General features: G+C 74.2%; 18 protein-coding genes and 1 pseudogene. 5 read left to right on the top strand and 14 right to left on the bottom strand.

What is annotated here, in order from left to right; genetic code table 11:
* Window positions 1–56: 56 nt before the first annotated feature.
* From ACFW5B_RS34100 to ACFW5B_RS34115, 4 genes are all read right to left on the bottom strand, one after another.
* Entirely contained in the window at window positions 57–1,253 is a 1,197-nt protein-coding gene (locus ACFW5B_RS34100; RefSeq protein ID WP_386448595.1) for an ABC transporter permease, read from the bottom strand.
* Entirely contained in the window at window positions 1,250–1,984 is a 735-nt protein-coding gene (locus ACFW5B_RS34105) for an ABC transporter ATP-binding protein (RefSeq protein ID WP_386448598.1), read from the bottom strand. The genes ACFW5B_RS34100 and ACFW5B_RS34105 overlap by 4 nt, the downstream gene beginning before the upstream one ends.
* Window positions 1,981–3,000 (bottom strand): peptidoglycan-binding protein, encoded by a 1,020-nt coding sequence (locus tag ACFW5B_RS34110; protein ID WP_386448646.1) that lies wholly within the window; start codon window positions 2,998–3,000, stop codon window positions 1,981–1,983. Before ACFW5B_RS34110 ends, ACFW5B_RS34105 begins: the two co-directional genes overlap by 4 nt.
* A gap of 77 nt (window positions 3,001–3,077) precedes the next feature.
* Window positions 3,078–3,707 carry a hypothetical protein gene (locus ACFW5B_RS34115; protein WP_386448601.1) on the bottom strand — a complete coding sequence of 210 codons (630 nt, stop codon included), beginning with the start codon at window positions 3,705–3,707 and terminating at the stop codon, window positions 3,078–3,080.
* A gap of 132 nt (window positions 3,708–3,839) precedes the next feature.
* Between ACFW5B_RS34115 and ACFW5B_RS34120 the strand changes: the two genes are divergently transcribed.
* The 3 genes from ACFW5B_RS34120 to ACFW5B_RS34130 are packed head-to-tail and all read left to right on the top strand — an operon-like array spanning window position 3,840 to window position 6,590.
* A complete protein-coding gene (locus ACFW5B_RS34120; RefSeq protein WP_386448604.1) occupies window positions 3,840–4,526 on the top strand; it encodes a winged helix-turn-helix domain-containing protein in 687 nt (228 codons plus the stop codon).
* A 7-nt stretch (window positions 4,527–4,533) separates the two neighbouring features.
* On the top strand, window positions 4,534–6,099 hold the full coding sequence (locus ACFW5B_RS34125) for an ATP-binding protein (RefSeq protein ID WP_386448607.1): 1,566 nt from the start codon (window positions 4,534–4,536) through the stop codon (window positions 6,097–6,099).
* On the top strand, window positions 6,096–6,590 hold the full coding sequence (locus ACFW5B_RS34130; RefSeq protein WP_386448611.1) for a GerMN domain-containing protein: 495 nt from the start codon (window positions 6,096–6,098) through the stop codon (window positions 6,588–6,590). The genes ACFW5B_RS34125 and ACFW5B_RS34130 overlap by 4 nt, the downstream gene beginning before the upstream one ends.
* 91 nt (window positions 6,591–6,681) lie before the next feature.
* Here the strand turns inward: ACFW5B_RS34130 and ACFW5B_RS34135 are convergent, their stop codons facing one another.
* Both ACFW5B_RS34135 and ACFW5B_RS34140 read right to left on the bottom strand, forming a co-directional pair.
* On the bottom strand, window positions 6,682–6,825 hold the full coding sequence (locus tag ACFW5B_RS34135) for a hypothetical protein (RefSeq protein WP_386448614.1): 144 nt from the start codon (window positions 6,823–6,825) through the stop codon (window positions 6,682–6,684).
* 77 nt (window positions 6,826–6,902) lie between these two features.
* Window positions 6,903–7,082, bottom strand: a complete 180-nt coding sequence (locus ACFW5B_RS34140) for a hypothetical protein (RefSeq protein ID WP_386448617.1) — start codon at window positions 7,080–7,082, stop codon at window positions 6,903–6,905.
* Window positions 7,083–7,268: 186 nt separating this feature from the next.
* Between ACFW5B_RS34140 and ACFW5B_RS34145 the strand changes: the two genes are divergently transcribed.
* Together ACFW5B_RS34145 and ACFW5B_RS34150 are read left to right on the top strand one after the other, a co-directional pair.
* Window positions 7,269–8,447 (top strand): sensor histidine kinase, encoded by a 1,179-nt coding sequence (locus tag ACFW5B_RS34145; protein ID WP_386448620.1) that lies wholly within the window; start codon window positions 7,269–7,271, stop codon window positions 8,445–8,447.
* Complete coding sequence (locus ACFW5B_RS34150; protein ID WP_386448623.1) at window positions 8,435–9,079, top strand: response regulator; 645 nt, start codon at window positions 8,435–8,437, stop codon at window positions 9,077–9,079. The genes ACFW5B_RS34145 and ACFW5B_RS34150 overlap by 13 nt, the downstream gene beginning before the upstream one ends.
* A gap of 139 nt (window positions 9,080–9,218) precedes the next feature.
* Here ACFW5B_RS34150 and ACFW5B_RS34155 read toward each other — a convergent pair whose 3' ends face one another.
* The 8 genes and pseudogenes from ACFW5B_RS34155 to ACFW5B_RS34190 form a co-directional block, all read right to left on the bottom strand.
* Complete coding sequence (locus ACFW5B_RS34155) at window positions 9,219–11,765, bottom strand: FtsX-like permease family protein (RefSeq protein ID WP_386448626.1); 2,547 nt, start codon at window positions 11,763–11,765, stop codon at window positions 9,219–9,221.
* Entirely contained in the window at window positions 11,762–12,673 is a 912-nt protein-coding gene (locus tag ACFW5B_RS34160; protein WP_386448629.1) for an ABC transporter ATP-binding protein, read from the bottom strand. The genes ACFW5B_RS34155 and ACFW5B_RS34160 overlap by 4 nt, the downstream gene beginning before the upstream one ends.
* Before the next feature lie 257 nt (window positions 12,674–12,930).
* Entirely contained in the window at window positions 12,931–13,590 is a 660-nt protein-coding gene (locus tag ACFW5B_RS34165) for a Pycsar system effector family protein (protein WP_386448632.1), read from the bottom strand.
* On the bottom strand, window positions 13,587–14,588 hold the full coding sequence (locus ACFW5B_RS34170; protein WP_386448635.1) for a hypothetical protein: 1,002 nt from the start codon (window positions 14,586–14,588) through the stop codon (window positions 13,587–13,589). The genes ACFW5B_RS34165 and ACFW5B_RS34170 overlap by 4 nt, the downstream gene beginning before the upstream one ends.
* Window positions 14,585–16,846: a hypothetical protein gene (locus tag ACFW5B_RS34175; RefSeq protein ID WP_386448637.1), complete on the bottom strand. Its 2,262-nt coding sequence runs from the start codon at window positions 16,844–16,846 to the stop codon at window positions 14,585–14,587. Before ACFW5B_RS34175 ends, ACFW5B_RS34170 begins: the two co-directional genes overlap by 4 nt.
* Window positions 16,843–17,829 (bottom strand): hypothetical protein, encoded by a 987-nt coding sequence (locus ACFW5B_RS34180; RefSeq protein ID WP_386448640.1) that lies wholly within the window; start codon window positions 17,827–17,829, stop codon window positions 16,843–16,845. The genes ACFW5B_RS34175 and ACFW5B_RS34180 overlap by 4 nt, the downstream gene beginning before the upstream one ends.
* Before the next feature lie 181 nt (window positions 17,830–18,010).
* Window positions 18,011–18,706 (bottom strand): Crp/Fnr family transcriptional regulator, encoded by a 696-nt coding sequence (locus tag ACFW5B_RS34185; RefSeq protein WP_386448643.1) that lies wholly within the window; start codon window positions 18,704–18,706, stop codon window positions 18,011–18,013.
* 87 nt (window positions 18,707–18,793) lie between these two features.
* Window positions 18,794–19,138, bottom strand: a pseudogene (locus ACFW5B_RS34190) (chitin-binding protein); the annotation flags it as partial.

A 19,138-nucleotide genomic window follows, 5' to 3' on the forward strand; every position in this document is an offset into this window, starting at 1 on the left:
TCCGTACGGGCCCCGGGCGGGCCGTACGGACGCCGCCGAAGGCCGCCGTCGCCGGGTCAGGTCGCGCTGAGCGCCACCGTCGGATGCAGCCGGGAGGCCCGTACGGCCGGGTACAGACCGGCGACGACCCCGATGACCAGGGTGGCGCCCAGTCCGCCGGCCAGTGACCAGGGCGGTACGACGGCGGTCCACCCCTGGGCGCGGGCGAAGGCGACGGTGGCGGCGGCGCCGAGGGCCGCGCCCGCCAGCCCGCCGAGCGCCGACAACAGCAGGGACTCGGTGAGGAATTGGAGACGGATCGAGCCCCGCGTCGCGCCCAGGGCCCGGCGCAGCCCGATCTCCTGACGGCGCTCCAGCACGGAGATGACCATGGTGTTGGCCACGCCCACCCCGCCGACCAGCAGCGCCACCGCGCCGAGGCCGAGCATCAGCGAGGTCAGCCCCTTGTCGGTGGCGGCCTTGGCCGCGAGGGCGTCGGAGGGCCGGGAGACCTTCACCCCGGCCTCGTTGCCCGGACTGACCGTACGGGCCAGCACCCCCTGCACCGCCTCGACGGACGCGTCCGTGGAGCGCTCGAAGACGGTGGTCGGATGGCCGTCGAAGCCCAAGTACCGCTCGGCGGAGGGGTATCCGACCAGGGCGACCCGGTCCAGGGTCGGCACCAGCTCGATGGGGGCGAGGATGCCGGTGACGACGTACCAGCGGTCGTTCAGCAGGATCTTGGCGCCGGGTGCGGTGACCCCGAGGCGGTCGGCGGCGACCGAGCCCAGGACGACCGTGGGCAGGCGTTCGCCCGCGCGGTCCAGCCATCTCCCCCGGTCCACCCGGGCGTTGAGGGCGTCGAGCAGATCGGGACGGGCGGCCTGGACCGTGACCCCGGACGCCAGCTCCTCCGGCACCGCGTCGCTGCGCCGCACCCGGGCGTCGACCGCGCCGGTGGCGGTGGCGTGCTGGACGGGGCCGATCCGTTCGACCATCGCCACCGCGCTCCGGGGGAACTTGATCTCCTCACCGGTCGCGTCCCGGCCCGCCTCTGCGGTGAGCAGATTGGTGCCGAGCCGGTCCAGTCGGGCGAGCAGATCGGCGCGGCTGGACGTGGACAGGCCGACGACCGCGACCATCGTGGCGATGCCGATCGCGATGCCGAGGGCGGAGAGCACGACCCGGGTACGGCGGCTGCGCAGGCCCTCGGCGCCGACCCGCAGCACATCCGCCGGGGAGAGCCGGGCCGCGCGGAGTGCGGGGCCGCTCATCGGGTCACCTCCTCGGTGGGCTCCCCGGGTGAGCCGGGTCCGGCGGGAGCGGCCGGAGGGGCACCGGAGTCCTCGACGATCTCGCCGTCGCGGAAGCGGATACGGCGGGGCAGCGAGTCGGCGATGTCGTTGTCGTGGGTGATGACGCAGACCGTCCGGCCGGCCGCGTGCTGCTCACGGATGAGGTTCATGACCCGCGCGCCGGAGGCGGTGTCCAGCGCGCCGGTCGGTTCGTCCGCGAGCAGCAGATCGGGCTCGCCGACCAGCGCGCGGGCGATCGCCACCCGCTGCTTCTCGCCGCCCGAGAGCTGGTGCGCGAGGTGGCCGATGCGGTGCCCGAGCCCCACCTCTTCCAGGGCGGCGCGGGCGCGGGCCCGGCGCTCGCGCAGGCCCGTGCCGTCGTAGAGGAGACCGTCGGCGACGTTGTCCTGGGCGCTGCGGCCGGGGGCGAGGTGGAAGTGCTGGAAGACGAAGCCGATGTGCCGGGCGCGCAGGGCGGAGAGCTGGGCGTCGGACAGCCGGCTCACGTCGTACCCGGCCACCCGGACCTCGCCGGAGGTGGCCCGGTCGAGGGTGCCGAGCAGGTTGAGCAGAGTGGACTTGCCGGAGCCGGACGGGCCGACGATGGCGGTCAGTTCGCCGCGCGCCACCCGGAGGTCCACACCCCGCAGGGCGTGCACCCCGCCGGGGTAGGACTTGGTGGCGCCGCGCAGTTCGATCACGGCTGTCATTGCTCGGCCGCTCCGACCTTCAGGCCCTCGCGCAGCCCGGCCCCGCTGACCTCGATCCGGCCGTCGGCCGTCAGACCGGTCTCGACCTGCACCATGCGCGTCTTCCTGCCCTGGACCAGCTCCAGCCCGTAGCCGCCCTCGCGCAGCGCGACGACCGCCTCGACCGGCACCGTCAGCACGTCCTTGCGGCTCTCACTGACGAACTTCACGCTCAGCGTGCCCTGCCGGTCCTTCTCGGTGAGTTCGCCGCCGCCGGTGAGGGTGATCTCGACCTCGACGTCACCGTCGCCGGACGCGGCGGCCCCGTCCTCGGCGGCGCCGTCAGAACTCTCGGGAACCACGGTCCCGCTGACCTTGCCGCGCCGGGTGCCGCCGCTGGGCAGGGAGACCTCCGCCGTGGTGCCCCCGGTGGCCAGCGCCCGGTCGGCCTGGTCGAGCTGCGCCCGGACGACCGGCTTGGTGGAGGCGACCGTCAGGACCTTGGTGTCCGGGCCGATGCCGTCGGCGAGGGCGGCGTCGGCGGACACCACCCGCACCGGGCCGCGCTGGAAGACCACATCCCCCTTGCCGACCTCGCCGTTGGCCTCGGTCATCCCGAGGGACTTCTGCCAGGACTTGACGGCGGCCTTGGTCGCCGCGTCGAAGCGGGTGTCCACGTACAGCCCGGAGCCGAAGCCCAGATCGCGGAGGCTGCGCTCCAGTTGGAGGACGTCCGGGCCGCGGTCGCCGGCCTTCATCGCGCGGTACACCGGGGTCGAGCCGTAGAGGAGCACCACCGGACGGGCGTCGCGCTCGTACAGCCGCTGGCCGAGCGCCACCGTCCGGCCCGGCTCGGCGGCCTTGGTGACCGTGCCCTCCACGGGGGACTTCACCGCCCGGCGCTGTGCGTAGTCCAGCTGTCCGTCGACGGTCTTGCTCTGCACCAGGTCGGTGCGGGTGATCTCGGTCGTGGTGGGCGGCGCGGCGGACTTCCTGGCGTCGGCCGCCGGGTCCTTGCCGGTGTTGGTCAGGATCATGACCCCGGCGGTCGCGGCGGTGGCGGTGACCGCGGCCGCCAGGGCGGTGAGCCACCGGCGGCGCTTGCGTGGCTCGGTCACTGCCTGCCGTCCAGTCCGTCGAGGAGCTTGTCCTTGCACGCCTGCTGGGCCCGCTTGTACGAGGGCGAGTCCGGGGAGATCTCCGGCGAGCCGGGGTTGGGGTCACCGCCGGGGATGACATTGCCGTCCTGGAGCTGCGGGTTGGTGAACTTCGAGACGCCGTTGGCGCGCATGCACTTGGCGTGCGCGAGCATCGACTCGTATTCCTTCTGGGTGTCGCGGCGCGGCTCCAGCTTCGCGGCGTTCAGCATGTCCTTCGTGCAGACGCCGTCCTTGCCGCCCTTGGCGATCTCCTCGTTGCCCGGCTTCTCCTGGAGTTCGTCGATCTTCGTCCAGTCGAGATAGCCGCTCAGCTTGGGATCGGGGAAGTCCTTGTCGACGTTCTTGCGCATGCACTGGACGTACTTCATCTGGGCGTCGTAGAAAGCGCTCTTGCCCTGGGCGGCACCTCCGGAGGCGTCGGCGCCGGCCTTGCTTTCGCCGGTCTTGGGCGCGTTGCTGACGGAGGCGACGCCGTCGCCGGAGGACTCCGCGCCACCGCAGGCGGTGGTCAGGGCGAGGGCGGGGACGGCGATCAGCAGCGCGAGGCGTGCGGCACGGGAGCGGGAGCGTGTCTTCTGCTTCATGCGGCCAATTTCCGGGCCGTGCTTGGTGGTCACTGCATCACCGCATGATGGGAACGTAACAATGCCACCGGCGCGCTTTTTCGCCCTGTGGATAACTCCTGAGCTGCACAAATCCTCGCCCATAATCGCCTTATGCCGCATGTGCTGTTGATCGAGGACGACACCTCCGTCCGGGACGGAATGGAGCTGGTGCTGCGCCGCCACGGCCATCAGGTCGAGGGCGTCGCCACCGGCGAGGACGGGCTGGAGCTGCTGGCCCGGCCGCGCGCGGGCGGCATCGAGATCGCGGTGGTCGATCTGATGCTGCCCGGTATCGACGGCTTCGAGGTCTGCCGCCGCATCCGCAGCCGCGGCCAGCTGCCGATCATCATGCTCACCTCGCGCGGCGACGATCTGGACGTGGTCAGCGGACTGGAGGCGGGCGCCGACGACTACGTGGTCAAGCCGATCACTGGCCGGGTGCTGGAGGCCCGTATCCGGGCGGCGCTGCGGCGGGCCGGCCCGGTCTCCCGCACGGACACCGACGACTTCGACGGCCTCGTCATCGACCGGGCCGGCCTGGCCGTGACCAAGCACGGCGCACCCCTCCCCCTGCCGCCCACCGAACTGCGGCTGCTGCTGGAGCTGTCGGCCGCCCCCGGCCGGGTCTTCAGCCGGGAGCAACTCCTCGAAAGCGTCTGGGAGCACGACTTCCTGGGCGACTCCCGGCTGGTGGACGCGGCGGTCGGGCGGCTGCGCGCCAAGCTGGAGGACCTCCCCGGCAGGCCGCGCTACATCCAGACGGTGCGCGGCTTCGGCTATCGCTTCGGCCCGCTGTGAGCGCGCGATGACGACGACGGAGGCGCGGGGGACGACGGGGGCGGCGGAGACGACGGGGGCGGCGACGACAGGGCCGGCTTCCGCTCCGGCGGCGGGAACGGCCGCGTCGCGGGCCCGGATGCGGCTCGCCCGGCTCCCGCGCCTGGACGGGCTCCGCTGCCGGATGGTCATCACCGTCATCGTGGTGACCCTCATCAGCTCGGTCACCGCCACGGCACTGGCGTACCAGGAGTCGCGCGACGCGGTCCTCAAGCGGGCCCAGAACGCCGCCGTCGATGACTTCCGCAACCGCGTAGAGCTGCTGGCCGCGGAGCTCGACGTGCCTACCGACCCGCGCTCCATGGCCCAGTTCGCCTCCGACATCTCGGCCGGTGTGCGCGGCTCGCTGGTCGTCACGCAGTACCGCGACTTCACCGCCTTCTCCGACCCGTCCGCGGACCGCACCCGCATCACCCCCGAGCTGCGGGCCGCGGTGCGCCTCCACAACCGGCTCTCGCTCCAGCGGGTGGCACGCCACGGGAAGCCCTGGCTGGTGATGGGCGCCCCGGTCCGCCTGGACGCCTCGGCCCGGCACGGCAGCGCGGGACAGCAGTCCGGGGTCGAGGTGTTCGCGGTCGTCTCCCTGGCCGCGGAGGAGCGGGACGCCGACGAGCTGGTGCGCAGTGCGCAGCGCGGACTGCTGCCCGTCGTGGCGCTGGCCATGCTCCTGGCGCTGCTGGCGGTGCGTACGGTGCTGCGGCCGGTGCGCCGGCTGGCGCGGGCCACCCGCCGGCTGGCCGCCGGCGAGCTGAGCATCCGGGTCGAGGAGAAGGGCCGGGACGAACTCGCCGAGCTCGCCCACACCTTCAACGACACGGCCTGCGCACTGGAGCACTCCGTCGGTGAGCTGCGCGAACAGGAGGCCCTGGCGCGCCGGTTCGTCGCCGATGTCTCCCATGAACTGCGCACCCCGCTCGCCGCCATGACCATGGTCTCCAGCGTCCTGGAGGAGGACGCCGACCAGCTCACCCCCGACACCGCGCACGCGGCCCGTACGGTCAGCGCGGAGACCGCCAAGCTGGCCCGGCTGGTCGACGACCTCATCGAGATATCCCGCTTCGACGCCCGCGCGGTGGCGCTGACGGTGCATGAGGTGGACCTGGCCGAGGCGGTGCGCGGCTCGCTCGCGGCCCGCGGCTGGACCGACCGGGTCGAGGCCGACCTCCCGCCGGGCATCCGGGCCCGGCTGGACCGCCGCCGTCTCGATGTCATCGTCGCCAACCTCGTCGGCAACGCGTTGCGGCACGGCGCACCGCCGGTGACCGTCACCGTCCGGGCCGCGGACGACTGGCTGACCGTCGCGGTCGCCGACCGCGGACCGGGGCTGGCCCCCGAGGTCGCCCGGCATGTCTTCGACCGCTTCTACAAGGCCGACAGCGCCCGTACCCGCTCCGAGGGCAGCGGTCTGGGCATGGCCATCGCCCTGGAGAACGCCCGGCTGCACGACGGCACCATCGAGGTCGCGCCCGCGGCCCCGGACACCGGCGCCGTCTTCACCCTCCGCCTCCCGCTCCGTACGGATTCCGCCTCATGACGCGCACCCGCCTCACCCTCCTCTGCTGTGTGCTCGCCCTCCTCGGCGCGGGCTGCGGCGTCCAGCCCACCGGCGTGATGAGCGGCGGCCGCGCGCCCTCCGGGATATCCCAGGGCATGCGGGTCTACTTCGCCTCGGACCGCGGGCTGCGCGGGGCGCCGCGGCCCGATGTGACCATCGATCAACTGGAGGATGTGCTCAAGCTGTTGATGGCGGGACCCACCGCGCAGGAGCGGGCGGCCGGCCTGACCAATCTCGTGCAGCCGGCCGCCGGCCTCCGCGTCACCGCCCACCTCGGTCAGGTCACCGTGCACACCCCGGGCAGATACGCCGGCTCCCCCCGGCAACAGGCCACCGGCCAGCTGGTCTGCACCCTCGCCCGCGCCGAGGTCCTGGTCCACGGCACCCGCCCGGACAAGGTCCAGGTGACCGTGGTCGGCCAGGACGGGCCCGCCGGGCCGTACCAGTGCCAGCAGTTCCTCTCACGCTGAGCCCCGGTCGGGGCCGGCCGCGGGCCGACGGGCCGGGGCCGCCGCGGTAACGAGGGCACGAGGCGGACACCGAGCGCGCGGAAGGGATCATTCAGCGCATGGTGCTCGCCGAATCCCTGTCGCCGGCCATGCTGCTCGTCGTGCTGGCCTGCGCCGTCGTCCGGCCGTTCCGGCTGCCGGAGGCGGTGTTCGCGGTGCCGGCCGCCGCGGTGGTCATCGGGACCGGGGCGATCACGCCCGCCCATGTCCGCGACGAGGCGGCGCAACTGTGTGAACATCGGTCCCCACCTCACAGCGCCATACAGGTAGGCCTCAGGACCGCCCGGCCTCAGGGCGCTTGCCGCGCATCAGGAACAGCCCCACCCCCGACCCGATCACCACGACCCCGCTGCCGACGCTGATCAGCACCTGCTGCACCCCGTCGAAGGCGAAGCTGGTGGAGACGTTCACGGTGACGGCGACCAGGAGCACGAACCAGAGCAGGGCCTTCATGGAGTTCTTCCTTCCGGAGGGTTCACGCGCCGCGGTCCGCAGCGCGTTTCGCTGCACCCGAGACTGCCCGCCGCGCACCGCCCGTTCGAGAGAGCGACCTCCCGGATGCGGGGTGGAGTCAGCTACACCCCAACCCTGGAGCCCGCTCCCCCGCGCCGCGCGAGCGGGTTCGCTTAGCCTGAGCCCATGGGGGACACCATCCGGCGGGCGGGACGGGCCACGGCCCAGCTGATGACGGCCGGCGGGCTGGCACTGCTGTCGTATCTCTTCCTCGGGGTACTGCTGTTCACCGCCGTGGCGACAGTCATCGTGATCGGCGCGGGCGTGCTGCCCGAGACGGTGCTGATGCTGCGCCGGATGACCGGGTTCAAGCGGCGGCGGGTGGCGGCGTGGACGGGCACGGCGGTGCCCGAGGCGTATCTGCCGCTCTCCGGGGAGCTGTTCGCGCGGGTGCGCACCGCCCTCGCCGATCCGGGCACGTACCGGGATCTGCGCTGGCTCGCCGCGCACTTCGGCTACGGCTGGCTGCTGGCCTACCTCACGCTGCCGTTGTGGGCCGTCGGGCTGCTCGTCGACGGGGTGTGGTGCGGGCTGCTGCGGCACCGGGCCGTCGTGCTGCCGCTGATCGAGCGCCTCGCCGACCTCGACGCGGCCTGGTCGCGGGCGCTGCTGCGGCCCGCGCCGGACAGCGGGCAGCAGGCCCGGCTCGCCGAGCGGGTCGCGGAGCTGACCGTCACCCGGGCCGGCGCCGTCGCCGCGCACGGCGCCGAACTCCGGCGTATCGAACGGGATCTGCACGACGGCACCCAGGCCCGGCTGGTGGCCCTGTCGATGCGGGTGGGCCTCGCCCGGCGGGCCTACGACACCGACCCCGAGACGGCCCGCAAGCTCCTCGACGACGCCCAGGACCAGGCCGAGGAGGCCCTCACCGAGCTGCGGCAGGTCGTCCGCGGCATCCATCCGCCGATCCTCACCGACCGCGGCCTGGTGGGCGCCGTACGGGCGCTCGCGGCGAGCAGCGGACTGGAGGTGACGGTGTGCGAGGACGGGCCGGCAGAGGGCCCGCGGGCACCGGCGGCGGTCGAGGCGGCCGCGTACTTCGTCGTCGCGGAGGCCCTGACTAACGCCGCCAAACACAGCGGTGCGGACAGCGCCCGGGTGGAACTCGCCCGCGGGCCGGGCCGTTTGACGCTGTCGGTACGTGACGAGGGATGCGGCGGGGCGGAGACCGGCCCGGGAGCGCCGGGCGGCAGCGGGCTGCTCGGCATCCGGCGCCGGGTCGCGGCGCTCGACGGGACCGTGCAGGTGACCAGCCCCGCCGGGGGCCCGACCGTGATCGATGTGGAGCTGCCGTGCGCGTGGTGATCGCCGAGGACAATGCGCTGCTCAGGGAGGGGCTGGTGCTGCTGCTGAGCTCCGCCGGGCACGAGGTGGTGGCGGTGGCGGCCGAAGGGCCCGCGGTGCTGCCCGCGCTCCTCGAACACCGCCCGGACGTCGCCGTATTGGACGTCCGGATGCCGCCCGGATTCCGTGACGAGGGGCTGCGGGCGGCGCTGGCGGCCCGCCGGGAGATCCCCGGGCTGCCGGTGCTGGTGCTGTCGCAGTACGTGGAGGAGACCTACGCCACCGAGCTGCTGGGCGGCGGCGCGAGCGGCGTCGGCTATCTGCTGAAGGACCGGGTGGGCCGGGTCGACGAGTTCCTGGACGCGCTGGAACGGGTCGCCGCGGGCGGTACCGCGCTGGACCCGGAGGTGGTCACGGAGCTGCTGACCCGCCGTCGCGACGATCCGCTCGCCGCGCTGACACCGCGCGAGCGGGAGGTGCTGCACCTGATGGCGGAGGGCCGGGACAACGCCACCATCGCCCAGCTGCTGGTGGTGTCCGACCGGGCGGTCAGCAAACACATCGGCAACGTCTTCGCGAAGCTGGGCCTGCCGGCCGGCGACAGCGGCCATCGCCGGGTGCTGGCGGTGCTGGCGTATGTGAACGGGGGGTAGGGCGCGGGAGTGGGAAGCGGGGCGGCGAGCTGACCGGGGAGCCGTGGCCGTCCTGCGGACCGGCGAGTCGGCGCCCCGGCGGTCCAGCAGACCGCCGCCCCGCCCGACGGCCCGCCAGAGACCCGCGCCCCACCCCTGCCTACCCGCCCGCCCCCGCCACGTCCCCCGGATACCGCCCCCGCAGCGCCGCCCGCGCCGGCAGCAGTGTCCCCGTCGCCGTCGTCGCCGCGACCACGGCGACGATCAAGGCGGCCTGCGTCACCGGCAGATACGGCACCGTACGGGCCACCGCGAGGCTGAACGCCAGGAGCGGCACCGCGGCCACCGCCGCTCCCACGGCCAGGCCGGTCACCGCGGTGGCCGCGGCCTCCAGCCGCAGCATCCGCCGCAGGGTGCGCCGTCCCGCCCCCGTCAGGCGCAGCAGCCGCAGTTCGGGGCGGCGGCCGAGGGTGATCAGCGACAGGGTGCCGAGCACCGAGATCACCGTGAAGCCGCCGATCGCCGACACCGCCGCCCCCGTGACGAGTCCGGTGAGCGCCTGGTCCGCCGCCGTGACCCGGACCGGTGCGGGCGCGAGCGCCGCCCGCGCGCCCGGCACCGCCGCCGCCAGCGCCGCCGCGAGCGCCGTGCGGTCGGCGCCCGGTGCGGCCGTGACCAGCACCCGTGCGCCGTCCGCCCGCGCTCCGTGCCGCTGCAGCTCGTCCCGGGAGAGGAGGAAGTCCCCCAGCGCCAGGGACCGTTCGTAGAGCGCGACGACCCGGAGCCGGGCCGGCGCCCCGTCGTCGAAGCGCAGCCGCACCGTCGAACCGGGCCGCAGGTCGAGCGAGCGCGCCCGGTCGGCACCGACCGCGACCGTGCCGGGCCGCAGCTCCCGTACGGTCCCCGCGCGCACCCCCGGGTCGAGGGTGCGCGTCAGCCGCTGCGGGGTGACACCGAGCACCGGCAGCCGGTCGAGCCGCGGCTCCCCGGCCTCCCGCCGGGCCAGCACCACCGTGCCGTGCGCCAGGTCCGTCGCGGCCCGCACCCCCGGTACGGCGCGGAGGCGCGCCATCGCACCGTCCGGCAGCCCACCGTCCGCCCGCACCTCGAAGCCGGCCCGCAGCGCCTCGCGGGCCTGCGCCGCCGCCTCATGGCCGAGGGTCGCGCCCGCCGAGAGCTGGACCCCGGCGAACGCGGTGACCAGCACGACGGGAGTCAGCGCGGCTCCTGAACGACGCGCCGCCGCCCGGCAGTTGGCGGCGGCGAGATAACCGGCCGGACCGCCGTACCGCCGTAGCGGCGCCCCCAGCACCCGCAGCGCACCGTCCGCGATCCACGGCCCGAGCAGCGCACAGGCGCTCACCATCGTCACCGCCGCCACCCCGGCCGCGGCACCGGCGGCCGGCCCGCTCTGCAGGGTCGCGGTCCCCGCCGAGCTGATGCCCAGGAACAGCAGCACCAGCCCGGTGACCTTGCGCACCGTGCCGGGAGCCGGTTCGCGCAGCGCCTCCGCGGGCCGCAGTTTCGCGGCCCCGGCACCGGCGATCAGCGCCGCGAGGCACGCCACCAGCACGGTCACTCCGGCGGAGACCAGCGGCGCGCACCACAGCCAGGCCGGCAGCGGGAGTTCGAGGCCGGGCGGCAGCACACCGCGCGCGTCCAGTGCCCCGCGCAGCGCGAGATACCCGGGGCACGCGGCCGCGGCCCCCAGCAGCGCCGCCCCGACCGCGACCCGCCGCACCTCCTTCCCCACCGCACCGCGCACCTGCCGCGGCGTCGCCCCGGCCATCCGCAACAGCCCCAGTTCCCCGGCGCGTTGCCGCAGCGCCTGCACCACCGTCGACGACACCACCAGCAGTGCGGTCAGCAGGACGGTGGCGGCCACCGATCCGAGCAGCTCCAGAAGGCCCGTCCGGGCCGGTCCGGCGTCGAGGAACTCGGCCTCCCCGCGCCCGTTGCCGGTCAGTACGCGCAGCCCGGCGGTGTCCCCGTCGGCCCGCGGTCCCACGCTCCCGGCCCCCGCCGCGTCCAGTGCCGCCCGCACCCGGCCGGCCAGCGCCTCCGTCTCCACACCGGGCCGGGCGACCACCCCGACCGCGTCCAGGGACCCCGGATGCCCGGCCAGTCGCCGAGCCTCCTCCGCGGTGAAGTAGACGGCGGTACGCGGCCCGCCGGCGACGCCGACCACGGTGTACGCCGCGTCCACCCCGCCGGCCCGCAGCACCGTGCGCGCCCCGGGCCGGGCCCCGCCGCCCACCACGACCTCGCCCGCACGCCGCGGCGCCCGGCCGTCCCGTAGCGCGTGCGGCGCCAGTTGCGCGGCGGGCCAGGGCCGTCCGACGGCGGCCCGGCCGTCCCGCCCCACCGGGAACACCACGTCGGCGACCGCCGCCCGCACCCCGGGCACCTGCCGCACCACGCCGAGGGCGCCCGCCGGAACCCGTACCCGCCCGGTGAGCCCGGCCTCGGCGGTCCGGGTCTCGCTGCCCCAGGGCGTGGCGGTGAAGCGGGTGTGCTGGTCCCCGGCGACGACGAGGTCCGCCGCCGCGTAGCGCGTCACCCGCGGATGCCCGAGCGCGGCCGAGCCGAGCGCGAGCGCGAAGATGCCGAGCAGCAGGGACGTGAAGGCGAGCGCGGCGAAGACGGCGGCCCAGGCCCTGCGGTGGGCACGGGCGGCCCGGGAGGCGAGAAACGCGGTCACCTTCATGCGGCCCGCCTCCCTTCCGGCCCCTCGCACGGCCCGCGCCCGTCCCGCCCGTCCTCCGCTCGGCACTCCCGCTCCCCGTCGCAGCGGTACCGCCCCTCATCACACCGGTCGCGCTCCGCATTGCACCGGTCCCGCTCCGCCCGCCCCAAGTCCCGCATGACGGCGCTCACTTCGTTCGCCCGAGGGCGCTCCGTACGCCCGACGACCCGTCCCCCGGCGAGGAACAGCGCCGCGTCCGTCCAGGCGGCGGCGACCGGATCGTGGGTGACCATGACGACGGTGTGGCCGTCCCGGTCGACGGCCCGGCGCAGCAGGGCGAGCACGTCCCGTGCGGTGGCGGGATCGAGGGACCCGGTGGGCTCGTCGGCGAAGACGATGTCGGGCCCGGTGACCAGCGCTCGGGCCACCGCGACCCGCTGACGCTGCCCGCCGGACAGCTCCGACGGCGCAGCGTCCCCCCGCTCCGCCAGCCCGACGTCCACCAGCCCGCGCCGGACCCGCGCCGTCCCGGCCGTGCCCCCGAGCAGCAGCGGCAGCGCGACATTCTCCGCGACACTCAGCGACGGCACGAGATGGTGGGCCTGGAACACGAAACCGATGCGCTCCCGCCGCAGCCGGGTCAGCGCGGCCTCGCCGAGCGAGGACAGCTCCGTACCGCCGATCCGCACCGTCCCCGCCGTCGGCCGGTCGAGCCCGGCGGCGCACTGCAACAACGTCGACTTCCCCGAGCCGGACGGCCCCATGACCGCGAGGAAACGGCCCCTGGGCACCACGAGGTCGACGGGGTACAGGGCGGTCTCCCCACGCCGGTACTCCCGGCCCACCCCCGCCAGCACGAGCGCGTCGGCCCCCCGATCCCCCCGCTCCGCGCCAGCCGTCGCCGCCGCACCGCGCCTCCGCCGGAACATACCCACGCCCTCCCCCTGGTTCGGATGGATCACCGGTCCACCGACGACGTTAGAAACGGCGGGGCACACGGAGGAGAGAGCCCGCACCCGTCTTCGGGGTGCAGCGAACTCCACCACGGAGGGGGGAGGTGCGGGCGTGGGGTCGTGCACGGCGAACGGGCCGGCGCGCGGCGGGGGTGGAGGTCAGGCCGCCGCACAATGGGCGGGCCGGCCCGCACGGGGGCGCCCACCGGACCGAGCACCCCCTCCGCTCTTCATCAGCCCGGCTGTAACGCCGCGGCGAACTGCGGAAGGGCGACCAGCAGCAGCGCCGTTCCGGTCTCGATCCAGCGGTACTTGGAGCGGATGATCTCGCTGGTCCGGCGAACGGAGGCGAGCAGCGGGCCGGTGGGGTCGTGCGCGATACGGGCGAAGGCGTGACTGAGGCCGTCGCCGTCCTCGCCCCGTCCGATGTGCTCGAAGTAGCCGGGGCCCGCCGGGCCGGGTTTTCTTCCCCTGCGCCGCCGGGGTGCGATGGCGCAGACGAAGCAGACGATGGCCAGCAGCGCGGTGCCGACCGCGCCCCACCACAGCACGTCCGCCTTCCAGGACTCCGGTGCGTGCCCCGGCGCGGCGCCACGGGTCACGGTCAGGAAGGCGCCGAGCACCGCTCCCATGAAGCCCAGCAGCACCGCGGCCTTGGTGTCAGCCCGCGCGATCTCCACACCGTTGGCGGCCAGGAAGCGTTCCATCGCCGCCAGGGTCTCCGGGTGCGGCGTCCCCGGAGGGGCGCCTGCGCCGCGGCGGTCCCGCAGCGACCGGTGCAGCTGCCGGTGCCGCTGCGGGGACGGGCGCCGCCGCAGCACGGCGGCACCGGCCCGGGAACCCCGCTGCGGTATGGGGCGCACCGGCGCCGGGCGGCCGGACGGGCTCCTCACGCCGACCACTCCTTCGCGGACCCCCGCCACCGGCCGTTCACCCCATGGCGGCCGGCCGACTTGTCCGCCGGTGCCCCCTGCGGGCCGTCCCACGATTCGTCTTGCGGTGCGGAGGGTCCGGGCACGCGGCGTCCCAGCCCGGCGAGGCGGTCCCGCAGCAGCCCGGAGAGTTCCTTCCGTTCCTGCTCCGTCAACTGGCCCAGCAGTCCGGCCACTTCATCCTGCCAGTTGGTCTCTTCCTTGAGCAGACTTCGGTGATTCACCGACCAGTCCAGCACCTGGCTGACCTGATCGGGGTGCCGCAGCAACCAGAGCGCCGCCAGCGACACCGGGCCGTTGCGCACAGCCTGCTCGCAGAACTGGAACTCCTCGCGCCGGTTGGCGGTCCAGGAGTACGGCAGACCGGCCCCGCCCGGCTGCCCCAGCCGCAGCTCGCCCTCGGATTCCTGCCCGCAGATGTCCGTCACGCGATAGGTCAGGCCAAAGCCGTCCAGCTCCTGCGGCGCGGCCAGTTCGTGCATGATCTCGGGCGCGCCGACGGTCTGCCCCTCGGCCGCGTGGGCGTCCTCCAGGTGCCGCAGCCGCCGGTCGAGGTCCTTGCGCACCGCGTCCCAGCCGTGCGCGGTCCGTGAGCGCACCACCTCGACCGGGTCGTGCACCCACCACAGCACCCGGACGTCCACCGACTCCGTGCCGTAAACGGTGGGCAGTGCGACGCTCCGGGTCCCCGACTGCTCATGGAGCTGGACGTGAAAGGCGCTGTCGTAGCCGCCGAACAGCCTGGGCGCGGCCGACGCGTGCGCGACCGCCTCCGGCGCGGCGGTCTCCCCGTACGGCGCCGCGTAGCGCTTCCGGGACCCCAGGACGTGATAGCCGCCGATGCGGTCCCGCAGGACCAGGGCCCGGTCGAGGCGGCCGGACCAGCGATGCCGCAGGATCTCCCGCCAAGGGGCCTGCGCGGCAAGGGTGTAGACGGGCTGGTTGCTGTCGGTCGTCATGACGTTCTCCCGTTCGGGTGCGGTCCGCCGTTCGCCGGCTGCCGGGGCGGCTCGCCGTGCCGCCAGGTGTTGAGTGCGTCGCGCGCGATGGCGAGTCCGGCGGAGTCGCGGACGCCGGACCGCTCGATCTCGACGAAGAGGCGGAGCACGCCGTGCCGGAAGTCCCCCGCGAGCGCGGTGAGCAGGGTCTCCACGGCCACCTGCGGCAGTTCCCCCCATTCGGCCATCCGGCACCACAGGATCACGGAGCTACAGGTGGCCGCGAACAGCTCGTCGTCGTTGAGGGTCCGGTGGACGAGTCCAATGATCTGTGGCGCGAATTCACCGTCGGCGACCAGCTGTTCCTGACACCACGAGGTGTGCTGGAGCAGCTGGGGGAACGCCCGGAGCGCGACGTCGGCCAGCGGCCCCTCACCGTCGGCCCATTCGGCCAGGTGCCGGAAGACCGTGGCCTGGCTGCCGGAGGCGAACAGATCACGCAATGCGTCGCGGACCGCCCGGTCCACGGTGCGCTCGTTCTCGTCGGGAAGGCCACGGGGCACATACCGCAGCAGCCGCATGGCCGCCTCGGGGCGCGAGGCCCCGAAGTCGGTGCCGCAGGTGTACGCGACGGTGGAGCGCAGCTGCCAGCTCCTCTGCACACTCCACAGGCTGAGGCGGTATTTCACCTCGGTGGCCAGGACGGGGTCGCCGGCCGCCATGCCCAGCGCGTACGCGGCCATGGTCCGGCTGGTCCGGCGGTTGGACTCGGCAAGGGTACGGATGTGCTGAAGAGCCCGGCGGCCGCCGCCCCAGCCGGCGGCCAGGCCCATCACCCGGCCCACCGGCTCGGTCAGCTCCCGCTCGGCCCTGATGTCCGCCATCCAGTCCGTCAGCAGGCCGGACAGGTGTCCGTACTCCCGCCAGACGTGCCGCAGTACGGCCTCGGCCTGCCGGTGCCGGGTGAAGCGCACCGCCTCCACCGCGTAGGTGTAGCCGGAGTTCGACCGGATCTCCCTGGGGGAGCACTGGGCGCGGACGGTCCGCAGCAGCTCGTCCAGGGAGCGCCGGAAGACGAACTGCGGATTGGGCCGCGGGGTCCGCTGCCGCTCGCGCCCGCCGCCCTCGTCGGTGCCGTCGGCGCCCTCCGGCAGGACGGAGTGGAGCCGCCCGTCCGCCAGCGCCAGGAGCCGCTCCGCCTCCGCCCGGACGACCCGGTGATCCAGCCCCTCGAACACGCAGGTCGCGAGGAGGAAGGCGAGCCCGTCGGCGTCGTCCCGCAGCGTCGCCAGCAGATCCGGCACCTCGTCCTCCGCGAGGAAGCTCAGCCGGTCCTGGATGCCGGCGAGGTCCGGCCCGCCGTCCTCCGCCGCTGCTACCGCAGCCACCAGCTCGGCCACCTGGGCCGGCACCAGCTCCGGGGCGAGCAGTTCATCCAGCAGGCCGGGTTCCAGCAGGGCCAGCAGCCGGGCGCGCTCCGCCGGGTTCGGCACCGCCTCCGCGAAGCGCGCGTCGAACACCGCACGGGCCTCCGGTGGCGCGCACCGGACGGGGGTGACATGGAGGTCGCGCGACAGCCGCCGGACGAGCTGCGGGTCGTCCGGCAGCACGACCACCATGCGGGCGTCGGCCGTGCTCAGGAGGGACTGCAGATGACGGACCATCCCGGGCTTCAGGGGGTAGTCCGGGAGCAGTCCGTCCACCAGATAGCCACGGGTGTCGCGGTGCTTGGGGCGCCAGGAGGCGAAGTCCATATCGCCGTCGACCGCCCGCAGGGCCATGCTGCCGCCGCTGTGCCGGCGCAGCAGATTGAGCGCCGCGGTGCGACGACCGGTGCCGGGCTCGCCGGTGAGGAACAGCAGCCGGCTGTCGAGTTCCCGCAGGGCCTGGGGGAACCAGTCGGGCTCCGCGAACCCCGCCTGGGCGTCGAGGATCTCGACCGCGGAGATGGGCCCCTCGTGCGCCTCGACCCGCCGCCCGCCGGTGCCGGCGGCGCCGCCGCGGTTCTCCACCCGCTGACCGCCGTGCACCGAACCGGTGTTGATATTGGCGTGCGGAGCGTAGATCACGGACTGCCGCGGACGGCCGAACGGCAGATCCGCGAACTCCTCGCCCTGGAGCCCGTAATCGGGGTCCCCCTCGTCGAAGTCCCCCTCGTCCGGGTCAGCGAAGCCGATGTCCCCGTCGGGCGCCGGCTCACCTTCCGGAGCCGGGGGTTCCGGCTCCTCCTGGGACGCTCCACCCGCCGGGATTTCCGGACGCGCGTCCTCGGCGCTCACCGGCGACCCTCGTGCTTGTCGCCCTGCACGGTGTCGCCCTGGTTGCCGTGGACCGTGCCGGCCTTGTTGCCGCCGACGTAGTCGCCGCCGAAACGGTCGCCACCCACGTAGTCGCCGCCGATGTAGTCCCCGCCGGTCTCGACGTTGCGGACGCTCTGGCCGCCGTAGACGGTCCCGCTGTTCACGTTCCCGTGATCGGCCCGGTTCCGCACCCGCGGGGCAGGGGTCCGGCGCGGGGTGCTCCGGGGCTCGTCTCCGCGCTCCGTACGGCCGGACTCGTGGTCCTCGACCACCCGGTCACCCAGAACGCGGCGGTCGTAGAGGTTGCCCGACGGAGCCGGGACGTACAGCCAGGCGGCCTGGTCGAACTGCTTGCCCTCGACGGTGGCCGGCACCTGGAGGAAGTGGTCGGGGTGCCGTCCGGTGTAGCCGCTGACCACGGCGTCCTGGTAGCAGCGGTCGGAGAGGATGGCGGCGACCTGGGTGATGTTGGCGCTGGAGGCCGCCAGCATCGCCTTGACCGGGCGGGAGTCGAGCAGCCGGTGGGTGTCGTTCCGGGGAGTGCCGTTGCCGTCGTACTCCTCCCCCGAGTCGGGCAGCGGCCCGATGTGCAGGCTCACCCGGAGCCGGATGCGCACCGCCCCCGTGGAGTGCACATGGAACTCGGTCAGCACGTCCTGCAGGGTGCTCAGCCAGGGGTGGATGACGAACGGCATCTTCGCCGGATCGAAGCCGAAGACATACCCGTCACCGGTGGAGTCCGGGAACCTCCGGTCCGCCCAGACCTCCGCGATACCGGCCCGTTCGAACGAGGTCTGGAGCAGCTGCGGGATGGCCTTGCTGATCGCGCCGTGCTCGATCGCCGGATACCCGGTGAAGTCCTTGGCGTCGACCGCCACGATCCCCCGGTACGGCGGCAGCAGCCGGCTGCGGGAATAGGGCTGGGCACTGGCTTCGGGCAGGTCCGGGCGGGACGGTGACATCGGAACTCCTTGACTTTCCCGTGCGGTCTCACCGGTGTTCATGAACAGGCGGACGGGCCGTCCATGGACCGGTGGCTGAATCCCTCGTTCAGCTCCACGACCCGAGTCTCGCGAGCGGCGGTTCCCTGGTGTGCACCCGCGGTGCACTGACGGCGTGACACATGCCACACCGGACGAGAAGTCAGCTGCCGGGAGCGCCGGACACCCGGCGCAGGGCGGGAAGATCACCGAGGACGATGCGCTTCCGCCCGGCCTCTACGTCGCAGGACTCCAGCTCGGCGAGCGTCGCCGAGATCGTGTTACGGGAAATGCCCAGATACTGGGCCAGTTCATTGCGGGTGAGGGCCAGTTCCAGCGGCTCACCGGGCCGGCCCGCCGGCTGTCCGGCGATATCGGCCAGGCCCACGAGGGTGGCCGCCAGCCGGGTCAGCGTGCCCCCACCACCGCCGCGGGCCTCGTCCGACTCCCGCATCCTGGTGAAGGCGTACCGCACCAGCACCGGAAACAGGTCGTGGTCCACGACGAACCGCAGGAACTCGGCCTTGCCGATGACCCCCACGGTGCACGACGAGATCGTCTCCACGCTGGCCGACCGCACATCGTCGTCCAGCACCGCGACCTCGCCGAGGAGTTCCCCGGGGCCCCGAAAGGCCAGCAGGGTGAGGTCCCCGTTCCGCTCCCTCCGGAGCACCTTGGCCACCCCGCTCAGCACGGCCAGCACATGTGTCCCGGGCTCCCCCTGGCGGAGCAGCATGCTGCCGGCCGGGTGTGGGCGCTCGAAGACCTGACCCAGCAGGTCCCGCCAGACCGCGTCACCCACGAAGTGACGCAGTGTCCGGCCGGCCGGTACCGGCGCTCCCCCTCCGCGATCACCCATGGGGACGAGCCTAGAAGAACTCCTCCCGCCGCGCGGGAAGAAGACGCGGACGCACCGCGCCCCGGCCCGCCCCCTCAGTCAGCTGCCTCACCCTCTCCCGTGCGGACGCAGCGGCCGGCCCGGACGGCCCGAGTTGCCGGCGTTCACCGGGTCCACGAGTCCTGCCGAACTCCCGGGCCGCTCCTGCTTCTTCGGGCTGCCCTGACCCTGCGAGCCCGGCGGGTTCTCCGGGTACGTGGAGTGGTCCAGGTTGTCGGAGGGGTCGGCGTTGTCTGCGGAGGCCGGGGTGTCGGCAGAGGCCGGGGTGTCGGAGTCGTTCCGGGTGTGGGAGTCGTTCCGGTTGTTGGAGGAGTTGTCGTCGGCGCGGCCCGAGGTGTCGGGGGCGTCCGTGTCGTCGGCGCGCCGCCGGCCGTCGGAGGGGTCCTGGCCGTC

Source organism: Streptomyces sp. NPDC058773 (genome assembly GCF_042746015.1).
In the GTDB taxonomy this organism is placed as follows: domain Bacteria; phylum Actinomycetota; class Actinomycetes; order Streptomycetales; family Streptomycetaceae; genus Streptomyces.

Excerpts from the sequence above, each read along its gene's own strand:
- ACFW5B_RS34100 (WP_386448595.1), bottom strand. The coding sequence starts at position 1,253 with ATGAGCGGCCCCGCACTCCGCGCGGCCCGGCTCTCCCCGGCGGATGTG.
- ACFW5B_RS34105 (WP_386448598.1), bottom strand. The coding sequence starts at position 1,984 with ATGACAGCCGTGATCGAACTGCGCGGCGCCACCAAGTCCTACCCCGGC.
- ACFW5B_RS34110 (WP_386448646.1), bottom strand. The coding sequence starts at position 3,000 with ATGATCCTGACCAACACCGGCAAGGACCCGGCGGCCGACGCCAGGAAG.
- ACFW5B_RS34115 (WP_386448601.1), bottom strand. The coding sequence starts at position 3,707 with ATGAAGCAGAAGACACGCTCCCGCTCCCGTGCCGCACGCCTCGCGCTG.
- ACFW5B_RS34120 (WP_386448604.1), top strand. The coding sequence starts at position 3,840 with ATGCCGCATGTGCTGTTGATCGAGGACGACACCTCCGTCCGGGACGGA.
- ACFW5B_RS34125 (WP_386448607.1), top strand. The coding sequence starts at position 4,534 with ATGACGACGACGGAGGCGCGGGGGACGACGGGGGCGGCGGAGACGACG.
- ACFW5B_RS34130 (WP_386448611.1), top strand. The coding sequence starts at position 6,096 with ATGACGCGCACCCGCCTCACCCTCCTCTGCTGTGTGCTCGCCCTCCTC.
- ACFW5B_RS34140 (WP_386448617.1), bottom strand. The coding sequence starts at position 7,082 with ATGAAGGCCCTGCTCTGGTTCGTGCTCCTGGTCGCCGTCACCGTGAAC.
- ACFW5B_RS34145 (WP_386448620.1), top strand. The coding sequence starts at position 7,269 with ATGGGGGACACCATCCGGCGGGCGGGACGGGCCACGGCCCAGCTGATG.
- ACFW5B_RS34155 (WP_386448626.1), bottom strand. The coding sequence starts at position 11,765 with ATGAAGGTGACCGCGTTTCTCGCCTCCCGGGCCGCCCGTGCCCACCGC.
- ACFW5B_RS34160 (WP_386448629.1), bottom strand. The coding sequence starts at position 12,673 with ATGTTCCGGCGGAGGCGCGGTGCGGCGGCGACGGCTGGCGCGGAGCGG.
- ACFW5B_RS34170 (WP_386448635.1), bottom strand. The coding sequence starts at position 14,588 with ATGACGACCGACAGCAACCAGCCCGTCTACACCCTTGCCGCGCAGGCC.
- ACFW5B_RS34180 (WP_386448640.1), bottom strand. The coding sequence starts at position 17,829 with ATGTCACCGTCCCGCCCGGACCTGCCCGAAGCCAGTGCCCAGCCCTAT.
- ACFW5B_RS34185 (WP_386448643.1), bottom strand. The coding sequence starts at position 18,706 with ATGGGTGATCGCGGAGGGGGAGCGCCGGTACCGGCCGGCCGGACACTG.